The organism is Carboxylicivirga sediminis, from assembly GCF_018156225.1.
GTDB lineage: Bacteria > Bacteroidota > Bacteroidia > Bacteroidales > Marinilabiliaceae > Carboxylicivirga > Carboxylicivirga sediminis.
Map to the genome: position 1 here is coordinate 1 of NZ_JAGTAR010000032.1, position 17,878 is coordinate 17,878.

A 17,878-nucleotide genomic window follows, 5' to 3' on the forward strand; every position below is an offset into this window, starting at 1 on the left:
TGGTAAAGCTTTTTTTTCATAACTAAGTATTATAAGACAAATAAAGGTAGCTGAGACAACGGACTTTAGCTACCTTTAGGTTTAGTGCAACACGCCGCCATAGCGCATAGCAGACCCAGCAAGGCTTTGGGTGGGCAGATTCCCGCCTTGATAGTCTCGTCCTTTAAAAACTGAAAGATAATGAAGCATCTAGTTTTGATTTTAGTGGGTTTAACATTACTGTTTGGATGCCAGAAATCATCACAGGTCGTCAAAGAACCTTGGATTGATAAACCTGTTGCATCATGGCCTGATTTTGCATTAACCAACCAAATTAGTTTCACCGACACAAGCTATTCTGACATTGCCAACTCATTTCTCATAAATACAGGCTATGACACCATTGGTGTTTCATGTAAACATCTGTTTATGGTTTTTGAAAATCAACTTGGATTAAGCAGTATTGATTTAGGGACCAAATTCAATAATTGGACGATGTACCCTAAAAACCATAAAGAGAAAACAGTGACTGTAAAACAATTAATTAATAAAGACCCAAACGAACAGATTGGTCAGTTTAATACTTTGAAAACACGTGACTGGATTATTTTTGAATTAGAAGATAACAGCAACCAGCTTTACCCATTGAAGATTAGATACTCACCTGTAAAAAGTAACGAGACAGTATATGCAGTTGGGTGGGGATTAAAACAGAAAGACAATTCAAAACCAGCCTTAATAAAACTGCAATGCGTCAAAAACCTGGGAGACTATTTTTATATTAAACCATTCAAAACAGACACTCATCCGGCAGGAAGAAGTGGTTCTCCTGTAATTGATAAGAATGGGTACTTAGTTGGAATTGTATCAGGACAAGAAGGAAATCTGGGAGTAATAGGAGGGGTTAAGTATTTAATCACAATGTTAGACCAATATGGCATAAAACATAACAAGCCTGGTCACTAATAACTAAGCGTTCTGGCTGGTTGAAAACCCAAGTCTGAACGTCCCGAGTGATTCTGACTATAGACTATTCAGCTGTTTTATCATACCACATTTTATTGGCTTCTCTCTGTACTTGGTTTATTCATTGGATGGGTTTGTTGCTCTGGCCAATTTTAACCATTTTTAAAACGCAATGGCAGAAGGGGGTAGGTAAATGAATGTGGTTGAACACTGTTAGCTTGTCATTAAGTAAAGAAAATATCATCATGAAAAAAATCCTTTTAATCACTTTTTTATGCCTGTTGTACATGGGTATAGGCGCTCAGCAAGCTGCTATCTGGAATGAAACACCTGCCGAAAAGCAGGAACGCATGGCCTGGTGGACACATGACCGTTTTGGGATGTTCATCCATTGGGGCTTGTATGCCCTGCCGGCTCGTCATGAGTGGGTGAAGATGCGCGAGCGCATGGACGATGAAGCCTATCAGAAGTACTTCGACTATTTTAACCCGGACCTGTATGATGCCACAGAGTGGGCCAGACAGGCAAAAGCGGCCGGTATGAAATATGTGGTGCTGACGGTGAAGCATCACGAGGGTTTTTGTTTGTTTGACTCGCAGTATACCGATTATAAGGTGACCAACACGCCTATTGGTCGTGATTTGGTTAAAGAGTATGTGGAGGCTTTGCGCGCCGAAGGGTTAAAAGTTGGTTTCTACTATTCGCTCATCGACTGGCACCATCCCGATTTCACCGTTGACCGTATTCATCCTTTACGAACCGACGATGCCAAACAGCTGAAAGCGATGAATAAGGAACGGGACATGGCTAAATACCGCAAATACCTGCATAACCAGGTGCGTGAGATTTTGACTAACTATGGTCAGATAGATATCTTGTGGCTCGATTATTCATACCCGGGTAACAATGGTAAGGGACGCGATGACTGGGACTCAGTGGAGTTGTTGAAAATGGTCCGTCAGTTGCAGCCCGGTATCCTGGTTAATGATCGCCTGGACCTGAAAGATGTTAAAGGTGGCTGGGACTTTACCACACCTGAACAGTTTAAACCCAGCAAGTGGGTGGAGATAGACGGGCAACGTGTGCCATGGGAAACCTGCCAGACTTTTTCGGGTTCGTGGGGCTATTACCGCGATGAACATACCTGGAAAGATACCAAACAGCTGCTTGTATTGCTCATTGAGTCGGTTAGTAACGGAGGCAACCTGTTGCTAAACGTGGGGCCTACCGCCCGCGGTGTTTTTGATTACCGTGCGCAGGAGCGGCTGAAGGCCATGGGGCAGTGGATGAAATTCAACGACCGCGCGATATATGGTTGCACCCAGGCACCTGAACAATATAAAGTGCCACCGCATACAATTCTCACCTATAATGCATCAACGCATCGTTTGTACATCCATCTTGTGGACTACCCGATGGGCGACCTCATACTTCCGGGCTATGAAGGTAAAATTGCTTACGCTCAATTCTTACACGATGGTTCAGAGATTAAAATGTCGACCAGGCGACATGGCTACGGACCAGCTCATGAGCAAAATGTCAAGGGTAACATTGTTTTGAAATTGCCGGTTGTAAAGCCTTTAACCGAAATACCTGTAATTGAACTGATATTGAATGATTAGCAAGGCAAATGATAATGATGGATAGCGACGTTTAGCATCTAATAATTTTACCTCACCTGCACATGGATATGGTCATCGTGCCGTACCGAGTGACAGCCCTGAAAGCGTATCTTTCTATTTTTTAGTCGCAGGCGTTGTGTCAGGTGAGGTTCCATAAACACTTTGTCCACTTCGTCGGGGCGCGTAAGGGCGTCCATCAGGGCACGAGTACCTTTTTCGGAGAATCGCAGCTCCTCGTTAATGCTACCCAGCGTCATATATTTGGGGGCATCGTAGTAGCTAAAGCCAGCTGTTATACATGCTTTGTATTGGTTTACCTCGCCTTTTCGGGGACCTTCAAACACGCCGTAGCCACTCACCGACTTGCAGGCATCTATAATGTCACCCTGCTCATTTTCGTAGACCAGGCTCAGGTCAATCTTTTTACCGTCGTAGTGGCTCAGATGCGGCAGCATTGGGAAGCCGTCAATCAAGGGGAAGTTGGCATCCAGATAGCGCATTTTTACATCGGGATTGGTTTCCTGCAATGTTTCCGACACGGTTTTCAGATAGGTGTTTACCTCAGGGCGTACATAGTTACGATTCAAAATGATAGTCATATAGTTGGCCGGGTGCAGGTTGTCGTAGTGCTCAATACGCTCACGGTCGAATAGCTTAGCCAACATGGGAGCTGTTACAAAAGTACCAAGGCTGTATATGATAAGAAAAGCAGCCAGTCCTTTTAATGGAAAAGCATATTTGATACGGCCGCAGAAAACAAACGACATCAGGTAAACGACTCCACCAATTTGTGTTAATGCCGTTAGCACTATAAACACAAGGGTGTGAAGTAGTATTTTGCCGCGTTTGCTCATCAATGATTTTGGATGTATTGATTGCAAGATACCATTATTATTTTAAATGGTTGTGTGAGGCCTCAACGGCTTGAGTTGGAAAAATATTTTTTAAATGCGATTGCCGTGTGTCGTATCTCAATTAAAGAGGCACATACAAGTCAGCAGGTATTCTATAGACTACCAGAAAGATAGGCTTGTAATCGTTCTTTGATAAAGTAATTCCAACCAGCCTGACAGCTTTCGGTAGTAAACTCAGGTACCTTTGGCTTAAAGCTATCCAGTCCTTCACTTACCAGCGTTAGTTTTGTTTGCCCGGCTTCATGCTCAATATTAAATGTCACATAGCCCATGCCCCGGTAATGTTCGTAGCTCCATTCGTATTTAATCAATTGACCAGGAATTACTTCAACGATCTTCCACTTGTGTATAAACTGCCTTTCGCCGGCATCCACTTCAAATTGCGTGGTGAAACCTATTTCAGCTTTAAAAGCAGGAATATTTTCGAAGAACCACTGACGCATCTGTTTAAGCTGTGTAATGGCATTCCACACAGTTTCGGGCTTCACCGGGTAAACTTCGGATATAGTAATTGCTAACATGTTAATAGCCAATTTTTGTTAGTGCTTCAGAGAGTGTGATGTGGTAGCCGGTAATGGTATAGCCATGAATACTATTGGCAACCATCGCTATAAGTATTGCCATTAGATTTATCGTTAATAGTGATGAGTTACCTGCATTAAACTTCTGCCGAATATATGGCATGTTGAGGACAATAATTAAGGCAGATACAATAAGTAAGATGAGACCACCGCCGAATATGCCTTCAAGATTGGTTGCCAGCATAAACGGAAAAATGCTAATGTAATAGTAAAACGCTACCCAAAGCACCCATCCCCAGACCTTTCGTATGAAAAAACCAATAGCACTTAAAAGTATCATAACAGGAGGAACGAAGCGGCCCAATACTACCTCAAGCCTGATGCTATCCAGCCAGCCTAAACGTATATTTTGCATTTGCTGAACAGTGTCTATATAATCAATATGGTAGTATATCCTGTATATAAGAAAGGCAAGGACTAATAGAAAGGGAATGTATAGAAGGACTGGTTTTAGCATCTTGGTCATAACTCAAAATTACAACTTTGTGGCTTAACACCAAAGCGTTACGTGTTTATGCAGCCACTTTTAAAAAAATTATATCTTTGTTGGTTGAGTTTGAGTGGAAAAATCCGATAAATCAGTTTTATGGAGATTAAAAGGACGTTTGATTTGCTGGCTAATCTTAAGCAGGATAGTAGCAAGGAAGATATATTGTGTGCCAAGCGCGATGGCGATTGGGTGAAATTTAGTGTTAAAGAATACAGCGAGCAGGCACGTTTATTTAGTTACGGGCTGCTGGCCAAAGGTTTTCAAAAGGGTGATAAAATAGCCACCGTTTCCAATAACCGTCCCGAGTGGAATTTTGTGGATATGGGTATGTCGATGATAGGTGTGGTACATGTGCCTATTTACCCAACCATCTCCGATGAGGAGTACCGGTACATACTCGAGCACAGTGATGCCCGCATGCTCATAGTGTCTGATATTATCTTGTACAGGCGCCTGAAAGTGATTGCCGACGAAATTGACAGCATCCAGGAAGTTTATACCTTCAACGATATCAAAGATGCGGCCAACTGGAGCGAGATAATTGAGCTGGGCGAACAGGAACGTATTCAGCGTAAAGAAGAGTTCAAAGCTATTCGGGATGGTATCTCTGAAGATGACATGGTGTCTATTATCTACACATCGGGCACCACAGGAAACCCCAAGGGCGTGATGCTCAGCCATAAGAATTTCATGAGTAATATGAAGGATGCTATTCCACGTTATCCTTTATCAAGCAATGATAAGGTGCTCAGCTTCCTGCCTCTCTGTCATGTGTATGAGCGCATGATCAACTACCTGTATCAGGCCAATGGGTGTAGCATCTATTATGCCGAGAACCTTGGCACGATAGCTCGTGATTTAAAAGAAATTCAAGCCAATGCCTTTGTGACAGTGCCGCGTGTAATTGAGCGCATCTACGATAAGCTGGTGTCGAAAGGCAACGACCTGTCTGGTGTTCAAAAGGCTGTATTTTTCTGGGCCATGCGCCTGGGCGAACGTTATCGCACTAATGGCAATAACTACCCTTTGTATGCGGCTAAGCTTAAACTGGCACGTAAGCTGGTTTTCTCGAAGTGGCAAAAGGCTTTTGGCGGGCACCTACGTTTTGTGGTGAGCGGTGGAGCTGCCCTGCAGCCGCGATTAAGCCGTTTGTTCTTCGCGGCCGGTATTCCATTGATGGAAGGTTATGGATTGACGGAGACATCGCCGGTGCTGGCCTCTAATTATACCGAAGAAAGCGGTAACCTGATGATAGGTACCGTAGGAACCGTTTTTGATAGTGTTGAGGTGTCTATCGATGATGATGGCGAGATATTAGCCAAAGGTCCTAACATTATGATGGGCTATTATAAAGATGAAAAAACCACCGCCGAAGTGATTGATAAGGATGGTTGGTTTCACACGGGCGATATTGGCACCCTAGTCAAGGGTAAGTTCTTGAAAATTACCGACCGCAAAAAAGAAATGTTCAAGCTCTCAAGTGGTAAATACATTGCACCCCAATCCATTGAGAACCTGCTGAAGGAATCAGATTTTATTGAGCAGGCCATTATTGTTGGCGAGAGTGAAAAGTATGCTGGTGCGTTGCTGTCACCTAATTTTGAGTATCTGCATATGTGGGCACATGACCATAAGGTGCATTTCCGCGATAATGAAGAGCTGATTCAGGATGAAAAGGTGCTGGCCGTGTTTCGTAAAGAAGTGATGCGATACAATAAAATGCTTGGCAAGCACGAAGAAATTAAGCGTTTCAGGTTGGTGCATGAGGCCTGGACTTCAGCAACCGGTGAATTATCACCAACACTAAAGCTGCGTCGCCGAATAATCTATCGTAAATATGCTGATATATTACGCGAGATGTATGCCTATGGTGAAAATGAAGAGAATAAAGGCTCGATTAAGTTTAGTTAATTGGCTAGCATGAAATAGGTAATGTAATGATTGCCCTGGGAGTATTCCCGGGGCTTTCTTATAATAGCCTTATGTACAGCTTGAGGTGATAAGTTGTCTGGGCTTAACTGCCTATTTTCCCTTCCGGAGCGGAATCGGATTCTTTTGTCCTAAAGCGCGTGTTCTGAAAACACCCGAGTTGGCCAGGCGAATATCTTCCACCGTATAGAAGGCTTTGGGGTTAAACTTCTTTATAATCTGGGTTACTTCCGTGATGTCTTTTCGTTTAAGCACGCAGTATATGATGTTTACATGGCCTTTACTGCCATAAGCATTCATGTATGTAACACCGTAGCCGGCATCACTTAGGTTTTGGATTAGTTCAGTGCCGGGCTTTTGGGTTGTAATGCGAATGTTGACATAACCCAGAGCCAAACGTTCCTCTATTTTTAAACCCACAAAGTTACCCATGGCAAATCCGCCTGCATAGGCAATAAAATACAGCCAGTTATCCAGGTTTTGAAACACTTTGGACATGGCCAGCAGCCAGATCAGGATTTCGAAAAAGCCCAGTATGGGAGCCAGCAGTTTCAGGCCTTTGGAAATAAATACAATGCGTAAAGTGCCAATGGTCACATCAGCTACTCTTGACAGAAATATTAAAAGTGGGATGGCAATATAGGTGACGGTAAAACTGTCTAAGGCCGACATGATGAAGTATTATATGGGATTAATAAATTACTGAACAAAAATTATGCTGTCCGTTATCGTATTAAAAAAACCTTGACGCTATTGCGTTCGCGAAGCTAAGTACTTTTTTATAATTTTAAGGGTATAAGCTATGTCATTTTTTCGTGTATGAATTCCTAAACTTATCCTGAGGGTTTCTTTTGCTGCTTTATCAGATAGTCCGATTGATTTTAAAACCCGCGAAGGTTTGTCTTGATGGGTGCTGCATGCCGAGCCTGATGACACTGAAATTCCATAATAATCCAATAGCATCATCGACTCTTTGCTGCTCACATTGGGGATGGTAGCGCTAATTGTATTTGGCAGACAGTTTTCAGATGGCGAATTGATAATGATACCAGGTACAGCTGAACGTAATTGGTCCGCCAATAGCTCCTTTAGTTGCTTTATACGTTGAGTGTGGGAGAGAAGCTTTGGAACGTCGGTACAGGCTTTCCCAAATCCTGCGATATTATGAACGGATTCTGTTCCTGCACGCATCCCTTCTTCCTGATGCCCTCCGTGAATAAAAGGAGCAAGCGGACTGCTAATTCTTGCGTATAATGCACCAACACCTTTGGGACCATATAGTTTATGGGCTGAAAATGTGGCATAATCAACTCCTAATGCTTTTACATCGATAGGTATTTTTCCAAATGCCTGCACACAATCCGATAGGGTAAGGATATTATTTTTATGGGCCAGGGCGGATATTTCTGTTATGTTTTGTATGCTTCCTATTTCGTTATTTGCCAGCATGCAGCATATCAAAAAGGTGTCATTATCAATTAGTTTTTCTATTTCTTTAGCCGAAACAAAACCAAATTTATCGACTGAGCAATATTCCACAATAATGCCTTTTGGTTTCAAAAACTCGAGCGTATTCGCTATTGATGGATGCTCGATAGGTGATGAGATAATTTTCCTCTTTTCCGGGTAGAAATGGTTGCTTAAAGTTTGAAGAACTGCGTTGTTGGATTCAGTTGCACATCCTGTAAAATAGGTTTCGTGTGTATGGGCATTAATGGCCTTGGCAACTTGCTCACGTGCTTGTTCAATAATCTGGCTGGCAACTTTTCCACTTCGGTAGCCCGATGAAGGATTGCCCCAATGGCGTTTAAGAACACGGTTCATGGTTTTTCTGACAGAGTAGCTCACTCGGGTTGTGGCATTATTGTCGAGATAAACCTTTCGTCTCAAAAAGTTTAGCATAAAGCTGGCTTTTATATTTTTTCCAAGGCGTTAATGATATGGCTGCAGCCGCCTGTTTTAATGTAGTCGGAGTGCTCGTCGACCGATTTAAACTGACGCTGGCAGATGTTTTTACACAACACCTCCGAATCTGTTTGCATGTAAAATGTTCTTAAAATCTTCCTGGCATCCGGATTGTTGAACATGGCCTGAGATTTACCCTGTTCGCTTTTACTTAGCTGAAGCATTTTATACCATATGGCGGCACTCAATGCACCGCATGCGTGGCCGCTTAAGCCTATGCCACCGGCAAACCCTGCAACCATAATTGATTCCTCTTCGCTACCACCCATTTTTTTGATCAGTTCAGTTGAACAGCTATGAACAGGGATACTGAAGTCCGGTTGTTCATTAAGTCCTTTATTGGATGCATTTAAAGCTTCTGGGGTCCACTTTACTATCAGATTAAAGCAGGGGCTGAAAACAAAACCTCTGGCGAAGGTTTTTAGCATATATAGCGCCAGCTCAAATTTATTCTCCCAATTGACCCTCGAGATATCCCTGCAATTAACTGTCTTGGTTCGCTTCTGAAATGAATTAACCAATAATTTTGAAGCATTGATGGCAGTGGCAATGGCCATGTTTCTGTCTTTGTATTTGCGAAATGACTCTGTACCTATCGCTAAAGAAGCACCCCAAAGCATTCCGCATTGATGTCCTTTTTGTGCAATGCCACCTGCTAACAGGTCCGAGGCTTTTTCTTCCAAAGGTTTTACATTATCAAATTCATGATTCAACAGGTGGAACATGGCGTGTGAGCAGGCTCCGTCCTTCCAGAATGTTTTTCGGGGATTCAATTTGGTTTTGATGGTGTTCATCGTTTAGAGTTGTTTTTGGGGTTAGATGATTATTTCTCAAATACATTCAACGATCCGGATTAGACATTCGAAAGAATCGGTCGTTTGATGCATATTTAATTGTATGGAAGTTACGGACTTAATTTAAAACTTGCCTAATTGTAATTGGCAAAGAGCTTATCTTTAATAGTATTGTTGATGATAAGGGCTTTGAAAACAACAAAGGCTCTGGATATGCTCCAGAGCCTTTATTATTTTTACAAGCTGCAAATAGACTCACTACTCACATCTGTGTTCTCATCTCTTACTTTTTCATTTCCTTGTAAGCATTCACCAAACCATTGGTTGATGCATCATGCGAAGTCACTTCATCATCACTTTGCAACTCAGGTAAAATAGCGTTAGCCAGTTGCTTGCCTAATTCAACGCCCCATTGGTCAAAGCTGTATATGTTCCAGATGATGCCTTGTACAAATATTTTGTGTTCGTACATGGCGATTAAAGCACCAAGCGTACGTGGGTTCAACTCTTTCATAAGGATAGAGTTGGTTGGTATATTACCCAGGAATATTTTGTAAGGTAGTAAGGCCTTGATCTCTTCATCTGATTTACCGGCTGCCTTCAGCTCTGCAGTCACCTGTTCCTCAGTTTTACCAACCATCATAGCTTCTGTCTGTGCAAAGAAGTTAGCCAGCAATTTCGGATGATGATCACTCAGTGGATTGTGGCTTTTAGCAGTGGCCATAAAATCACATGGAATCAGTTTTGTTCCTTGGTGAATCAGCTGATAGAAGGCATGCTGACCATTGGTTCCCGGCTCACCCCAAAGGATAGGCCCTGTCTGGTAGTTTACCTGCTCACCATTGCGGTCAACATACTTACCATTACTTTCCATATTACCTTGCTGGAAATAAGCAGAGAAACGGTGCATATACTGGTCGTATGGCAGGATAGCCTCTGTCTCGGCGCCGTAGAAGTTATTGTACCAGATACCAATCATGGCCAGGATAACCGGCAGGTTGCTTTCGAACGACTCAGTTTTGAAATGATTATCCATCGCATGAGCCCCTTCCAGTAGTTCACGGAAGTTGTCAAAGCCAATGCCACAGGCAATGCTTAGTCCAATAGCCGACCATAAGGAATAACGGCCACCTACCCAATTCCAGAACTCGAACATATTAGCCGTGTCAATACCAAAAGCTGAAACTGCTTCGGCGTTAGTTGATAAGGCCACAAAATGTTTGGCAACCGCTTTTTCATCTTTGGCTGCTTCCAGGAACCACGATTTAGCCGAGTTGGCGTTGGTCATCGTTTCCTGGGTAGTAAAAGTTTTTGAAGCAATGATGAATAGTGTTGTTTCTGGATTCACCACTTTTAATGCTTCAGCAATGTGGGTGCCATCTACATTAGATACGAAGTGAAGGTTGACATTCTTTTTGTATGGCTTCAACGCTTCGGTTACCATTAACGGGCCTAAGTCTGAACCACCAATACCAATATTTACAATGTCAGTGATGGCTTTGCCTGAATAACCTTTCCATTCGCCCGAAATAACTTTTTCGGAGAAAGCTTTCATCTGATCCAATACTGCATTAACAGCCGGCATCACGTCTTTGCCATCAACCATTACCGGTGTATTACTGCGATTACGCAGGGCTGTGTGCAATACCGCACGGTCTTCCGTCACGTTAATTTTATCACCTGCAAAAACGCTGTCAATAGCACTCTTCAACCCACACTCATCGGCCAATTGAAATAGTAATGACATCACTTTTTCGTCGATACGGTTTTTGGAATAATCCAAAAGAATATCTTCAAAACGCAAAGAATACTTGTTAAAACGCTCACCATCTTTAGCGAACAGGTCTTTCATCTGCGTGTCTTTAAACTGGGCATAATACGCCTCAAGCTCTTTCCACGCTTTGGTAGTAGTGGGATTAATACCTGGTAACATGTTAGTAGTATTTGTTTGTTTGTATTGATTTCAAGAAAAGTAAATAGCTATTAGCTTATAGCAAACAGCTATTTAACGCAGATGCTCTGTCAACAGTCGTATCTCCATAGCTGGTGATATGCGATCGTAAATGATGTTGTAAACAGCCTCTGTAATGGGCATGTTTACTTTGTACTTATCATTTATTTCATGGATGCTTTTAACAGCATAGTATCCTTCGGCAATCATCAGCATCTCCATTTGGGCATATTTTACCGAATAGCCTTTTCCAATCATGGTACCGAACATGCGGTTGCGGCTAAACTGCGAATAGGCTGTTACCAGCAAGTCGCCCAAATAGGCTGAGCTCTTGATGTCGCGCGTGATAGGATGAACGGTATCTACAAAACGCTTCATCTCTTGGATGGCATTGGAAATGAGCACGGCCTGAAAGTTATCACCATAACCCAAGCCATGACAAATACCTGATGCAACGGCCATAATATTTTTCAAAACAGCCGAGTACTCGGTGCCATAAATATCATCCGAAATGGTCGTCATGATATATGGTGTCTTCAGAAAAGCCGAAAAGGCACGACCTTTTTTGATGTCCTGACAAGCAATAGTCAGATAAGAAAGACGCTCCAATGCTACTTCCTCGGCATGGCAAGGGCCACTGATAACACCAATTGATTCGGTAGGTACATCGTACACCTGGTTAAAATACTGACCGATGATAAGGTTCTCATCCGGCACCAGTCCTTTAATGGCCGAGACCACAAATTTGTCTTTGAGAGGAGCTGTTAACTTCTTAAGTGCCGACTTGATAAATGCTGACGGGATAGCCAGTATGAGGATATCAGATTGCTGAACAACCTCGTTGATATCATCCGAAAAGTTAATTCGGTCCGGGTTAAATTCAACACTGGTCAGATAGTTCGGGTTGTGCCTGAAGCGTCTGAAGTCATCGATGTGTACTTGATCCCGAAAATACCAGTTGATGGATGGAACATTATTCAATAGCATTTTAGCAATAGCAGTTGCCCAGCTTCCGCTACCTATAATACCTACCTTTGATGATTCATCCATAAATACAGTTGTTTTGAATTAGAATGTTAAAAATAAGACAAAAAAGGAACAATTACCTTTTTTGTCTTAATTGATTAGTTCGTATTAAGATAACCAGGCTTTTACATCGTCTTGCGATGGATTATTTAAGCCCAGCTTATTTTTCTTGTTATAGCCACAAATATCCTGGAAAACCTTTGTTGGCTTGGCTTCTTTCAAGGCATCCACCTTGCTGAAACCTACTTTGCGGATGACCTCGATCCATTCGGCAGGAATACCCAGCTCAGCAAATTTCTCGTCGCTATCTGGCAAGATGCGTTTCTCTGGGCGCATTTGCGGGAAGAACAACACATCCTGAATAGAATCAGAGTTGGTCATCAGCATGGTTAAACGGTCGATACCAATACCCATACCCGATGTTGGAGGCATACCGTACTCTAATGCGCGCACAAAGTCGTGGTCAATAAACATGGCTTCGTCATCACCTTTTTCCGATAAACGCATCTGCTCCTCAAAACGCTCTTTCTGGTCGATCGGATGGTTTAGCTCTGAGTAGGCATTACAGATTTCTTTACCATTCACCATCAACTCAAAACGCTCTGTTAACTCTGGGTTGTCGCGGTGGCGCTTAGCCAGTGGCGACATCTCCACAGGATAATCGGTGATAAACGTTGGTTGTATGTAGTTGTGCTCACACTTCTCACCAAAAATTTCATCAATCAGCTTGCCTTTACCCATTGAGTCATCAATCTCAATTTCCAGCTCACCACATACTTTGCGCAACTCTTCTTCGTTCATGTCCGATACATCAATGCCTGTATGTTCTTTGATAGAATCAAGGATAGAGATGCGTTTGAATGGGCGTTTGAAATCAATCGTTTTATCACCTACTTGCAATTCGGTTTTATCATGCAGGTCAAGGGCGATTTTTTCCACCATCTCTTCGGTGAAGTCCATCATCCATTTATAATCTTTGTAGGCCACATAGATTTCCATCACTGTAAACTCAGGGTTGTGGGTACGATCCATACCTTCGTTACGGAAATCCTTGGCAAACTCATATACACCATCAAAACCACCAACAATTAAGCGCTTTAAGTAAAGCTCGTTGGCAATACGTAAATACAAAGGAATATCCAAGGCATTGTGGTGTGTAATAAATGGGCGCGCTGCAGCCCCACCCGGAATTGATTGTAAAATTGGTGTTTCTACCTCCAGGTAGCCACGTTCGTTGAAGAACTGACGCATGCTGTTCATCAGCTTGGTGCGTTTGATGAATACATCTTTAACGCCTTCGTTAACGATTAAGTCAACATAGCGCTGGCGGTAACGCAACTCAGGATCGCTGAATGCATCATACACCTTGCCATCTTTTTCTTTAACAATTGGCAGTGGCTTAAGTGATTTACTCAGGATAGTCATCTCCTGCACATGGAGGGTGGTTTCGCCCATTTGTGTCTGGAAAATAAATCCTTTTACGCCAATAATATCACCAATATCCAACAGTTTCTTGAATACGGTATTATATAATGTTTTATCCTCACCCGGACACATATCGTCGCGGTTCAGGTAAATCTGAATACGCCCTTCGGCATCTTTTAGCTCGGCGAAAGAAGCTTTACCCATGATACGTCGGCTCATGATACGTCCGGCGATCACCACCTCTTTCAGGTTATCTTTTTCAGGATCAAATTCCTGTTTTATCTCAGTTGACAGATGAGTGGTTTTAAATTCTGCTGCCGGATACGCGTTAATACCCAGCTTGTTTAGCTCTTCTAAACTTTTTCGTCTGATAATTTCCTGTTCGCTCAGTTCCAACGTACTCATTCTATTAATCTATTTTTAGAACATTACTAAAATGACAGATTTGCCTGTCAACCGTTATTATTTCGCTTGTAAAAAGTGAAAAAGTTTTGCAAAGATAATGGTTTTCATCGAATTTGGTATTTTGTCATTTATAAGTTGACACACAATTAGTTTATTTAACAGCTTGGAGTACATTTGTTATAAAAATTGCATGGTATGAAAACGATTGACTTTTCGGCTGTTGATGCCTATTTGTTTGATTTAGGAGGTGTTATTGTTGATATTAGTCCACAGGCTGCCATTGATGCCTTTGCCGCTTTAGGTTTCGTTAGTATGCAAAAGCACATTACACAAAGCCATCACGAAGGATTATTCAAACAATATGAGATTGGTGCTATAAGCGATGATGAATTTATTGCAGCCATTCAAAGTGAGCTGCCAAACGAGGTAGAGCCTAATCAGATAATAGCTGCCTGGAATGCTATGTTGGTGAGTTTGCCAAATGAACGCGTAACCTTGCTAAATAAGCTTCGCAATGAAAAACCTGTTTATTTATTGAGCAATACCAATGCCATACATCGCAAAGCATTTATAGGCATGGCAAACGATTATGGTAATCTTGAAAAATTGTTTACTGATGTATTCTATTCCTATCGGATGCAATTAAGCAAGCCCGATGTTCGCTCGTTTAACTATGTGATTGAGAAGACCAATATTGTTCCTCGCAGGACACTGTTTTTAGATGATTCGCTCGCCAATCTGGAGGCTGCAGCCAGCTTAGGATTTCAAACTGAGTTGGTGACACAGGAAAGGGGTGTTTTAGAAATATTTAACGGATTGTAGTTCAATGTAAGGTAGATCTTGACTTTTAAAATATAGGTTAATAAATTTATTGATAATATATTGTATTATCATGAATCGACTAACCTTAACCTTTTGTGTGGCAGTGCTTACTGGAGCGCTTACATTTGCTCAAACCATAGACTATTCAGGACCCGTCAGCGCTGCTTTGGGTTTTACAAAAGTGTTTGACAATTCCTCCATGTCAGGACTTAATAATGTGGCTAACCTGGCTTCATTTGAACATTATGCAGTAGGAGCCGCCTATCAGATGCGTTTCAATATGGATGAGATGAGTGCGCGGGCCGCAACGCTAGTAGCGCCTACCAGGTTGGGTACTTTTGGAGGTGTCATTTTTCAGAGTGGCTATTCTAAAAGCAATTATAGTCGCTACGCCTTTAGCTACAGTCGTTTGTTTGGTGAAAAAGTTTCTGCCGGTCTGCAGTTTAATTACCTGACTCATCAAATAGAAGGGGCCGATCCGGCCAATTCCTTTTATACGAGCCTTGGGTTTAACTTCCTGATATCGGAACAGTGGGCTGTTGGAGTCTTTATACAGAATCCGGAACAGAGTCAACTCAGTTACCAATCCACCAGCTATGTAATACCTGTTTTATTCAATGCGGGTTGCCGCTGGCGCCCTACTTCGCATTTTATGTTGATTGTAGAGACAGAAAAGCAGCTTGAGCGCAACCTTATTTATAAAACAGGAATTCAGTTTAGTTTTAATGAACGGCTGTTTGTGCGTGGAGGTATTAAAAGCAACCCTGTTGAAATGACCTTTGGAGGGGGCGTTCGCTTTGCTGGATTATTCATTGACGCTGGTTTTGCACATCATCAGCAGTTAGGAATGACTTCAGGAGTGGGACTGAGCTATTCATTTAACCGAAAACACCGTTAGTATGAAGCGCTTGTTCTTTTTACTCACAGTCTGCCTCATACCTTTTGGTGTTATTTCACAACAAGCCGGAGACATTCAAAAACTCATTAGTGACATGCTTGAATCTTTAGCTGATAAACAATTGCTAAAAGCCGACTATGAAGAGCTGGTGAACGACTTAATCGCCTTGAATCAGCAGCCTATCAACCTCAATACCGCCACTAAAAGTGATTTGGAGCAATTGTTTTTCCTGACTGACTACCAAATAGAAAACTTCCTGTACTACCGCTATACCAATGGGCCGCTTTATAGTATATATGAGCTGCAGGCTGTTGAGCGGATGGATAGCCTCACAATTAGAAATATGCTGCCTTTTGTGGTGGTTGAGGAATTAGGTAGTGCTCCATCCAAACGAGTGATGGGTCAAATCATGGCGCGTGTCCAAAGTACTATTCAAACACCACTTGGCTACAAGCCTAAAAATGACTCAGTAGCGGCTGCTTACCTGGGAGGAAAAGAGAAATGGATGACCCGCGGACGTATTGGGTTTGGCGATAAAGTGGAAGCTGGTTTTACATTGGAGAAAGATCAGGGCGAGCAAGCTATCCCGGAGTATTTCCCGGCAGCTGACTTTACATCAGGTTTTCTGCGACTTAATCAGCCTTTGAAGTTTATTGATACATGGATAGTCGGCGACTATCGCTTGTCCTTTGGACAGGGGCTGGCTGTGTGGACTGATATGGCCTTTTCCAAATCGCCTGAAACGGCACAGTTACGCCGTCGTCCCAAAGGCATTAACTCTTACACATCGGTTAACGAAAGCTCTTTTTTAAGAGGCACAGCCTTGCAGCTTAAATTTGGCAGGTGGATGGTTGCACCATTCGTGTCCTATAAAAAACGCGATGCTTCGACATTGGAAGACTCGGTGGAGAATCAGTATTTATCCTCTTTACAAGAAACCGGTTATCATCGCACAGTAACCGAGCTATCGAACAGGTATGCTGTTAATGAACTGGTGTATGGTGGGCGTATTGGGTATCACCATCATTTATTTCAGCTGGAAACAGGGTATGCTAATTGGTCCGTCGATCAAGCGATTGCTCCCAAAGAACACCTGAAGGACAAGTACCGATTTACCGGAAGCGACCAGGAGAGTGTATGGCTGTCTCATTCCATTTTTCTGAACAGACTGATGATTTTTGGTGAAGTGGCGCTGCAGAACCAGGTCGATTATGGTATTTACCAGGGGATGACCTACAATGCGGGAAGCGATGTGGTGGTTTCCTTTGCTTATCGGAAATACAGCAGAGGATATACTGCCATTTTATCGAACCCATTCTCCGAATCATCAACACCGGCTGGCGAGTCGGGTTTATTCGCATCCATGAGTTTTAAGCCACTGGCAAAATTGGAACTAAAGGCCTTTGCCGATGTGTTTTCATACGATTGGTTGCGATACAATGTGTACCGCCCTTCCGATGGATTCGAATGGTTTTTACAGGCCGATTATCGTATTAATGATGTTCATTCGGCTTATTTGCGCTATAAGTCAAGTCAAAAGGAGATTAATGGCTATCAAAGTACCGCCAATTATGAGATTAACACCTATCAAAAGGATAATATCCGCCTGTTTTATGCCTTAAATTCCAGTGAGAAGTGGCGGTTTCAAACCCAAATTGAGTATGCCTTTTACAATGAGAGCGAGCAGGAGTCGAACGGTTGGATGGCCTTTCAGGATGTCCGGTTTAAGGCTAGTCAAAGTTACATTATGTCGTTGCGTTATGTGCTGTTCGACATCGATGATTATGACAGTCGCATCTACAGTTACGAACCCGATGTGTTGTATGCCTTTACCATACCGGCCTATCTCAATGCTGGTTCTCGCGTAATATGTAATCTGAGTTATTCGCCACTGCCAAATCTTCGTCTTTGGGGCCGCCTTGCTCACACAAGTTATACTAACCTTGAAGAGATAGGTTCTGGTAATCAGTTAATCAAAGGCCATCAGTTCACAGAGTGGAAACTTCAGCTTCAATATCGCTTTTAGCCCGTGTGATTAAAATTGCATAAAATGCTGCCACGAAAGCCAGCGTTAAGCTATTCCTATTTCGAATCATTTGCTATTTTTACAG

General features: G+C 42.5%; 15 protein-coding genes. 6 read left to right on the top strand and 9 right to left on the bottom strand.

Annotated features, from left to right (window positions below):
• Positions 1-180 precede the first annotated feature (180 nt).
• Positions 181-945, top strand: coding sequence for a trypsin-like peptidase domain-containing protein (locus KDU71_RS17780; RefSeq protein WP_212192449.1), 765 nt, complete (start codon positions 181-183; stop codon positions 943-945).
• A 245-nt stretch (positions 946-1,190) separates the two neighbouring features.
• Complete coding sequence (locus KDU71_RS17785) at positions 1,191-2,567, top strand: alpha-L-fucosidase (RefSeq protein ID WP_212192450.1); 1,377 nt, start codon at positions 1,191-1,193, stop codon at positions 2,565-2,567.
• Between the two features lie 47 nt (positions 2,568-2,614).
• Here KDU71_RS17785 and KDU71_RS17790 read toward each other — a convergent pair whose 3' ends face one another.
• The 3 genes from KDU71_RS17790 to KDU71_RS17800 all read right to left on the bottom strand — a co-directional run bounded on the left by KDU71_RS17790 (position 2,615) and on the right by KDU71_RS17800 (position 4,417).
• Positions 2,615-3,421, bottom strand: a complete 807-nt coding sequence (locus tag KDU71_RS17790; protein ID WP_212192451.1) for a hypothetical protein — start codon at positions 3,419-3,421, stop codon at positions 2,615-2,617.
• 152 nt (positions 3,422-3,573) lie between these two features.
• A complete protein-coding gene (locus tag KDU71_RS17795) occupies positions 3,574-4,002 on the bottom strand; it encodes an SRPBCC family protein (protein ID WP_212192452.1) in 429 nt (142 codons plus the stop codon).
• 1 nt (position 4,003) lies between these two features.
• Positions 4,004-4,417, bottom strand: coding sequence for a hypothetical protein (locus KDU71_RS17800; protein WP_212192453.1), 414 nt, complete (start codon positions 4,415-4,417; stop codon positions 4,004-4,006).
• A 231-nt stretch (positions 4,418-4,648) separates the two neighbouring features.
• Between KDU71_RS17800 and KDU71_RS17805 the strand changes: the two genes are divergently transcribed.
• Complete coding sequence (locus KDU71_RS17805) at positions 4,649-6,463, top strand: AMP-dependent synthetase/ligase (protein ID WP_212192454.1); 1,815 nt, start codon at positions 4,649-4,651, stop codon at positions 6,461-6,463.
• A 111-nt stretch (positions 6,464-6,574) separates the two neighbouring features.
• Here KDU71_RS17805 and KDU71_RS17810 read toward each other — a convergent pair whose 3' ends face one another.
• The 6 genes from KDU71_RS17810 to lysS all read right to left on the bottom strand — a co-directional run bounded on the left by KDU71_RS17810 (position 6,575) and on the right by lysS (position 14,047).
• The gene (locus KDU71_RS17810) at positions 6,575-7,153 is read right to left on the bottom strand and encodes a DUF2179 domain-containing protein (protein WP_212192455.1); all 579 of its coding nucleotides are present in this window, start codon (positions 7,151-7,153) and stop codon (positions 6,575-6,577) included.
• 78 nt (positions 7,154-7,231) lie between these two features.
• Positions 7,232-8,383: a cysteine desulfurase family protein gene (locus KDU71_RS17815; RefSeq protein ID WP_212192456.1), complete on the bottom strand. Its 1,152-nt coding sequence runs from the start codon at positions 8,381-8,383 to the stop codon at positions 7,232-7,234.
• 11 nt (positions 8,384-8,394) lie between these two features.
• On the bottom strand, positions 8,395-9,240 hold the full coding sequence (locus KDU71_RS17820) for a C-GCAxxG-C-C family (seleno)protein (RefSeq protein WP_212192457.1): 846 nt from the start codon (positions 9,238-9,240) through the stop codon (positions 8,395-8,397).
• Positions 9,241-9,523: 283 nt separating this feature from the next.
• Entirely contained in the window at positions 9,524-11,173 is a 1,650-nt protein-coding gene (gene pgi, locus KDU71_RS17825) for a glucose-6-phosphate isomerase (RefSeq protein WP_212192458.1), read from the bottom strand.
• 72 nt (positions 11,174-11,245) lie between these two features.
• Positions 11,246-12,241 (bottom strand): NAD(P)H-dependent glycerol-3-phosphate dehydrogenase, encoded by a 996-nt coding sequence (locus KDU71_RS17830; RefSeq protein ID WP_212192459.1) that lies wholly within the window; start codon positions 12,239-12,241, stop codon positions 11,246-11,248.
• Positions 12,242-12,325: 84 nt separating this feature from the next.
• Positions 12,326-14,047 (bottom strand): lysine--tRNA ligase, encoded by a 1,722-nt coding sequence (lysS, locus tag KDU71_RS17835; protein WP_212192460.1) that lies wholly within the window; start codon positions 14,045-14,047, stop codon positions 12,326-12,328.
• 195 nt (positions 14,048-14,242) lie between these two features.
• On the opposite strand from lysS, the gene KDU71_RS17840 reads away from it, so the two are divergent.
• The 3 genes from KDU71_RS17840 to KDU71_RS17850 all read left to right on the top strand — a co-directional run bounded on the left by KDU71_RS17840 (position 14,243) and on the right by KDU71_RS17850 (position 17,793).
• Positions 14,243-14,869 (top strand): HAD family hydrolase, encoded by a 627-nt coding sequence (locus KDU71_RS17840; protein WP_212192461.1) that lies wholly within the window; start codon positions 14,243-14,245, stop codon positions 14,867-14,869.
• Positions 14,870-14,939: 70 nt separating this feature from the next.
• Positions 14,940-15,767 carry a PorV/PorQ family protein gene (locus KDU71_RS17845; RefSeq protein WP_212192462.1) on the top strand — a complete coding sequence of 276 codons (828 nt, stop codon included), beginning with the start codon at positions 14,940-14,942 and terminating at the stop codon, positions 15,765-15,767.
• Position 15,768: 1 nt separating this feature from the next.
• Positions 15,769-17,793 carry a helix-hairpin-helix domain-containing protein gene (locus KDU71_RS17850; protein ID WP_212192463.1) on the top strand — a complete coding sequence of 675 codons (2,025 nt, stop codon included), beginning with the start codon at positions 15,769-15,771 and terminating at the stop codon, positions 17,791-17,793.
• The last annotated feature ends 85 nt before the right edge of the window (positions 17,794-17,878 follow it).